Here is a 6909-nt window from a genome sequence, read left to right as displayed (position 1 = left end):
GGAGAGCGCTTGCATGGCATGCAAGAGGTCGTCGGTTCGATTCCGTCTGGCTCCACCATTTCCCCCAAAAACCTGACCTGCCCGCGCTTCAGCGCGTGAGCGCCTTGGCGTCGATGTCGAGCGCCTTGAGGGCGGCGGCGGTGAGGCTTTGCTTTGTGGCAGCGTAGTCTTGCCAGTTTACCTCGCCCGCTTCGAGCCGGGCGCGGGCCTCTTCCATGTGGATTTCGTTTGAGGCGGTGATACTGCCAAGGTCACTCCATTCGACCGGCCAGGCGACAGGCGCATTCTCGCGTGCGCGGGGTGAGTAGGGCGCGATGGCGGTGGATGTGCGGTCATTGCGCAGATAGTCGATAAAGATGAGCCCCTTGCGCTTCTCCTTACTCATATTGGCGATGAAGCGCTTTGGCTCGCTTTCCGCAAATCTCTGCGCAAGCGATTTGGTGAACTGCTTTATCACGGGCCACGGATGGTGCGGCCGGATGGGGGCGACGACGTGAATGCCCTTGCCCCCTGAAAGGAGAGGGAAACTTTTCAGGCCAAGCGCATCAAGCGCGTCGCGCATGAGAAGGGCCGCTTCGCTTGTCGCACCGAAGCCGAGGCCGGGCGCGGGGTCGAGATCGAAGACCAGTCGATCCGGCTGGTCGATCCGGTTGATCTTCGATCCCCAGATGTGAAGTTCCAGCACACCCATCTGCGCGGCGGTGATGAGCGCCTTCTTGCTGTCGAGATAGATGTAGTCCTCATGCGCCTTTTTCAGTTCGACATTCATCGTCTTGAACTGGTCGTCTAATCCCGCTCCCATATGGCGCTGGAAAAAGCATTTACCGCTGCGCCCTTCAGGGCAACGCACAAGGCTGACAAGGCGGTTCTGCACAAAGGGTTTCATATGCGGCCAGGCCACTTCGAAATAGGTCGCCAGATCGCGCTTTGTGAGGCCCTGCTCTTTGTAGAGAATCTTGTCGGGGTTGCTCAACGTCACGCCGACCACGACATTTGATTTCGCGGCCTTCTTGGTCGAACCGGATTTGAGGGGCATCGGCTTTTCACCCGTCACATCTGTAGCTTTCTTGTCGCCGCGCAGGCCCAGATAGCGCGCATGGCGGGCAATGCCGTCGCTGGTAAATTCGGCAATGCCGATCTGTGCCACGAGTTGCGGCTTCAGCCACACAGCTTCGCGCGCAACATCGGACGGGACCTCGTCGAAAGGAGAGGTCTTCCTCTCAAGCTTGTGAAACTTCGGTACAAGTTCATCAAAGTCGCCTTCGGAGAAGCCCGTGCCGACGCGGCCCGCATAGCGAAGTTTTCCGCCTTCATGCACACCGAGAAGGAGAGAGGAAAAAGGTCGTGCGCGACTGGAAGGGCGGTAGCCTCCGATCACCATTTCCTGATCCTTCGCGCATTTGATCTTGAGCCAGCCTTTCCCGCGTCCCTCGCGATAGGGGGCGTCGGCGCGCTTTGCGATGATGCCTTCAAAGTCTTTCTCGCAGAGCGTGGCAAGCATCTCCGCGCCGCCATCTTCCACATGATCTGAATAAAAGATGGGTCCCTTCCGCGCAGTACCCAGAAGTTCTTTCAACCGTTCCTTGCGCTTGAGGAGGGACTGCTTGCGAATATCCTTCCCGCCAATGAACAGAAGATCGAAGGCGAAGAAAGCGAGCTTTCCGGTCCCGTCGCGCAACGTTTTCTGCAAGCTGCTGAAATTGCTGCGACCATGCCTGTCGAGAACGACGATTTCTCCATCAATCAGTGCGCCATCGAGATCAAGCACTTCAACGGCAGGAGCAAGGCTCTCGAACTTTTCTGTCCAGTCGAGCCCCGTGCGGGTGAAGAAGCGCACCTTGTCGCCGGAGGCTGAGAGAAGCGTGCGATAGCCGTCAAACTTTACCTCGAAGATCCAGTCGTCCCCGGTGGGTACATCCTCCACAAGCGTTGCAAGCTGCGGCTTGTGAAACTTCGGTGGCGCGGCGCGCTTCCTGGAGGATGATCTCTTCTTTTTCACCGTTTTTTTCGCGCTGCTGTTCCAGCTTCGAGAAGCAGGACTCTTTTCGATTTCAGCGAGGCTGCGTTTCGTTGCCACGCTGGTTGTGTAGCTTTCGGTCAGCGCACGCCCTTCTTTGGCATGGGCATCCTTCTCCTTGATGAGAAGCCAGTTTTCACGCTTTTCGTTCTTCTTGCTGCGCATTCGAACAAGAACCCATTTGCCCTTCATGCGCTCGCCTTCAAGCGAGAATTTGAGGTTGCCGCGCTTCAACCCTTCATGTGGGTCACCCTCCGGTATCCATATGCCCTGGTCCCAGAGAAGCACTGTGCCCGCACCGTAGTTCTTCTCCGGTATCGTGCCTTCGAAAGTCGCGTAATCCATCGGGTGATCTTCGGTACGGACAGCAAGGCGCTTGTCTGCCGGGTTGCTGCTCGGCCCGCGTGTGACGGCCCAGCTTTTCAGAACGCCATCCAGTTCAAGCCGGAAATCATAATGCAGTCGCGTTGCTGCATGCTTCTGCACGACGAATATGTCGCGTGTTTTCGACGCCTTGCCGCCCGAGGGCTCGGGCGTGTCGGCAAAGCGGCGCATCTTGCGATAAATGGCGAGGGCATCTTGCCGTGCTTCCGCCATGTCATCCCGCTTTCCGGCGCGTTGTCTTTACCTTTTCCTTCGTCTTGCTCGTCTTGGCCCGGGAGGCGGAGGCGCGGGCAGGCTTTTTCTCCTGCTTGTTGCCGCGCACGCTGCGCTTCAGCGCTTCAACAAGGTCGATCACCTGCGCACCTTCAGAGGGAAGTTCCTCATCGTCCACTTCGACAGGCTTTGTCTTTTTTGACCGTGCCTCGATCAGTGAGCGCAGCGCATCCGTATATTTGTCCTTGAAGGCTTCGGGGTCGAAGCTCGCGCTTTTTCGCTCGATAAGTTCTTTGGCGAGGCTGAGAAGCTCCGTGTCGGATTTTGCATTGCCGATATCGGCAAAGATGGGTGCGGCTTCGCGGACTTCATCGGCAAAGCGTAATGTTTCGATCAACATGCCATCGCCGCAGGGTTTCAGCGCCGCAATATATTCGCGCCCGCGCATGACGAACTGACCGACGCCCATTTTCTTCGTGGAGCGAAGCGCATCGCGCAGTACCCGATAGGCATCTTCCGCCAGATCCCCATCCGGTACGACATAATAGGGTTTCTCGAAATAGATTGGATCAATCTCGCAATAATCGACGAACTGAACGAGATCGAACGTCTTGCGAGCCTCGATCTTCACATCGTCGAAATCGTCCTCCGAGAGCATGACATAGCGGCCCTTGGAGATTTCATAGCCTTTGAAAATGTCATCCGTATCAACGGGGCCGATGCCCGGTACTACCTTTTCATAGCGTATGCGCTTGCCCGAAGGCTTGTGTACCTGATGAAAGGATAGCCGCGCCCCGCTTTTTGTTGCGGAGTAAATCTGCACCGGAACGGAAACAAGCGCGAGCCGAAGCTGGCCCGTCCATAGCGGGCGACCGCTGCTGCTTGCGACAGAACGTTTCTTCGCAGGCGCACGTTTTCTGGTCGCACGTTTGGCCACACCCGGTCTCCCGTTTCAGTGGCGGTATCGCCACCTCTGTTGAACGGCCGGGATGGGTGTCCGGTTCCTTACCAGGTGTCGATAAAGGGGCGCTTCGCGCGCGGCTCGGCAGGCGGGAGTGATTTGAGGCCGCGCGTGATCCAGTGGCGTGTTTCTGCCGGATCAATCACCGCGTCGATTTCGAGGAAGGACGCCATATTGGTCGCCTTGCCGTTCTCGTAGTAGCGATCGACCATCTTGCGATAGAAGGCATCGCGCTCTGCCGGGTCTTCAATCGCTTCCATCTCGCGGCGATAGCCAAGCCGCACCGCGCCTTCAAGCCCCATCCCGCCAAACTCGCCGGTCGGCCATGAAATGTTGAAGAAGGGCGCGTGGAAGCTGCCCGCCGTCATGGCCTGTGCGCCAAGGCCATAGCCCTTGCGCAGCACCACGGCGAAAAGCGGCACGGACATATTGGCGGCCGTCACGAACATGCGGCTCACATGGCGCACCTGTGCTTGTTTCTCGATTTCGGGACCGACCATGAAGCCCGGCGTATCACATAGCGAGAGGATCGGCAGGTCGAACGCATCGCAAAGCTGCATGAAGCGCGCGGCCTTGTCCGCCGCTTCCGCATCAATCGCGCCGCCAAGGTGATAAGGATTATTGGCTATCAGCCCCATGGGCCGGCCTTCCATGCGAATAAGCGCTGTCTTGATGCCGATGCCGAACTCCTTGCGCAGCTCCAGCACGGAGTCTTTATCTGCTACCGCCTCGATCACCTTGTTTACATCATAGGCGCGCAGGCGATTTTCGGGGATGAGATGGCGGAGCACACGCTGGTCCTCTGCTTCCCACTCATCAATCGGTCCCTGAAAATAGGAGAGATATTTCTTGCAGGCCTCAATGGCTTCTTCTTCATCCTGCACAAAAATATCGATGACGCCGTTCTTGCGGTGAACTTCAGCGGGACCGACCTCTTCCGGTGCGTAAACGCCGAGACCACCGCCTTCGATCATCGCAGGCCCACCCATGCCGATATTGGAATCGGCGGTTGCGATGATGACATCGCAGCAGCCGAGGAGCGCCGCATTGCCGGCAAAGCAGCGCCCCGCCGTCATGCCGACCAGCGGCACCTTGCCGGAGAGTGTCGCAAAAGTGTGAAAGGTCGGCGTGTCGAGACCGGCAACGCCCGCAACATCCGTGTCGCCCGGTCGCCCGCCGCCGCCTTCGGCCAGCAGCACCACAGGCAGCTTCTGATCCCGCGCGAGGAAGAGCATGCGGTCCATTTTCTTGTGGTTCATCGCGCCCTGCGTGCCCGCAAAGACGGTGAAGTCGTACCCCATCACCAGCGCGCGTGCCTTTTCCTCGCCGAAGAGCGAGGCGTTCACCGTGCCTATGCCGGAGACAAGCCCGTCTGCCGGACTCATTTTCAGCAGTTCTTCCATGCTGCGCCGACGGCGCTGCGCGGCAAGAGCAAGCGCGCCATATTCGATGAAGCTCCCCTCATCGCAGAGATGGGCAATGTTCTCGCGTACCGTGCGCTGATTGCGCTTGCGGCGGCGCTCAACCGCATCCGGCCGGTTCTCATCGAGGCCGAGCGCATGGCGATCGATCACATGCTGAAGGTCGGGGCGAATGTAATCGAGATCAATAGCCTCTTCCGTTACGGCGGCTTCGCTGCCGCCTGCACCTTCCTCGATGAAGAGGATGGGTTCGCCTTCCATCAGCGTTGCATTGGCAATGGCAGCAATCTTCCGCACTGTCCCGCTGATCGGCGCGGCGATGGTGTGCTCCATCTTCATCGCCTCGAGAACGGCAATCTGCTGTCCCTTCGCAACGATCGCCCCTTCCGCAACATCAACGGAAATGACCTTGCCCTGCATGGTGGATGGCACAGGCGTCGTGCCTGCCGGTCCCTCCACATGCTTCGCGGCGGCGGCAGCGGCATTGCCATTGATGCCGCTGAAGAAGCGCGGGCTTGCCGCTTCCGCTGCAAGGAGTTCGGCCGCGTGGGTCGCGATGAAGCCTGTATGAACCTCGTTTGCCTGCACCGCCTCATGGGCGAGCAAGGCTTGCAGGAAAAAGAGATTTGTCGTCACGCCCTCGATCTGGAACTCGCTCAGTGCGCGGCGGGCACGGGCAAGCACCGATGCGTAATCTGGCGCAGGCGAATAGGCGATCAGCTTTGCGAGAAGCGAGTCATAATTCGGGCTGGTGCGGTAGCCCGCATAGCCGAAAGTATCAACGCGGATGCCGGGGCCGGAAGGCGGGGCAAAGGCGCTGATGACGCCGCCTGTCGGCACGGCGTCTCCTGTCTCGCTCATCCGCTCCATATTCACGCGAAGCTGCACCGCATAGCCGCGCGGGGCAGAGGCTTCGGTGAGGCCGATCTCGGCGAGCGTCTCGCCCGCCGCAATGCGGAGCTGTGTCTTCACAAGGTCGATGCCGGTCACTTCTTCGGTGACGGTATGCTCCACCTGCAGGCGTGGATTGGCTTCCATGAAGGCAATGGCGTTTTGAGGTGCTGCCTCCATGTCGATCAGAAACTCGAATGTGCCAAGGCCCTTGTAGCTTGCGGCCCCGGCAAGCTTGCGGGCGGCTTCCGTGAGCTTGCGACGCATGGTGGCATCAAGCGTCGGGCTTGGGGCGATTTCGACGATCTTCTGGTTGCGCCGCTGGAGTGTGCATTCGCGCTCGCCAAGATCGATGACCGTCGCACCGTCGCCAATGATCTGGATTTCGATGTGGCGCGCCTTGCGGATGAGCTTTTCGACATAAAGCTCGCCACTGCCGAAAGCGGCCTTTGCTTCGGAGCGGCAGCGTTCATAAGCCTCGGCGAGTTCTGCCGGATCGCTTACGGCGCGCATCCCGCGTCCGCCGCCACCCGCAAGTGCCTTCAGCATGACAGCGCCATTCGGGCCGAGGCTTTCCATGAAGGCGCGCGCTTCCTCAAGGCTCGTCGCGCCATTCGTGCCGGGGAAAAGCGGTACGTCGAGTTTCGCCGCGAGCGCGCGGGCGGCAGCCTTGTCGCCGAACAGGCGAAGCGCCTCGGGCGAGGGGCCGACAAAGATGATGCCTTCCTTTGCGCAGGCTTCCGCAAAGTCCGCATTCTCGCTCAGAAAGCCATAGCCCGGATGGATCGCATCGGCGCCCGCCTTCTTCGCTTCGGCGATGATCTGCGCCATGTCGAGATAGGCGCTCGCCCCCGACCCTGAAAGCGGCAGAGCTTCATCAGCCGCGCGCACATGAAGCGACTGCGCGTCATCTTCAGCATAAACCGCAATCGTCCGCAGTCCGAGTTCGGCCCCGGCACGCGCAATGCGCACGGCAATCTCGCCGCGATTGGCGATCAGCAGGCTTTTCATCAGGCAGGACC

The 6909-nt window shown here is 59.5% G+C and carries 3 protein-coding genes; all 3 read right to left on the bottom strand.

The features are described 5' to 3' along the window. Window positions 1-88 precede the first annotated feature (88 nt). Window positions 89-2614: a DNA ligase D gene (gene ligD, locus WBF74_RS14740; RefSeq protein WP_424441266.1), complete on the bottom strand. Its 2526-nt coding sequence runs from the start codon at window positions 2612-2614 to the stop codon at window positions 89-91. A 1-nt stretch (window position 2615) separates the two neighbouring features. Then, complete coding sequence (locus WBF74_RS14735) at window positions 2616-3551, bottom strand: Ku protein (protein WP_424441264.1); 936 nt, start codon at window positions 3549-3551, stop codon at window positions 2616-2618. Window positions 3552-3619: 68 nt separating this feature from the next. Further along, entirely contained in the window at window positions 3620-6901 is a 3282-nt protein-coding gene (locus WBF74_RS14730) for a carboxyl transferase domain-containing protein (protein ID WP_424441268.1), read from the bottom strand. Between the last annotated feature and the right edge of the window lie 8 nt (window positions 6902-6909).

It is taken from the genome of Parvibaculum sp. (assembly GCF_049672805.1).
Taxonomy (GTDB): domain Bacteria; phylum Pseudomonadota; class Alphaproteobacteria; order Parvibaculales; family Parvibaculaceae; genus Parvibaculum.
This window is presented reverse-complemented; position numbering and strand designations above follow the sequence as displayed.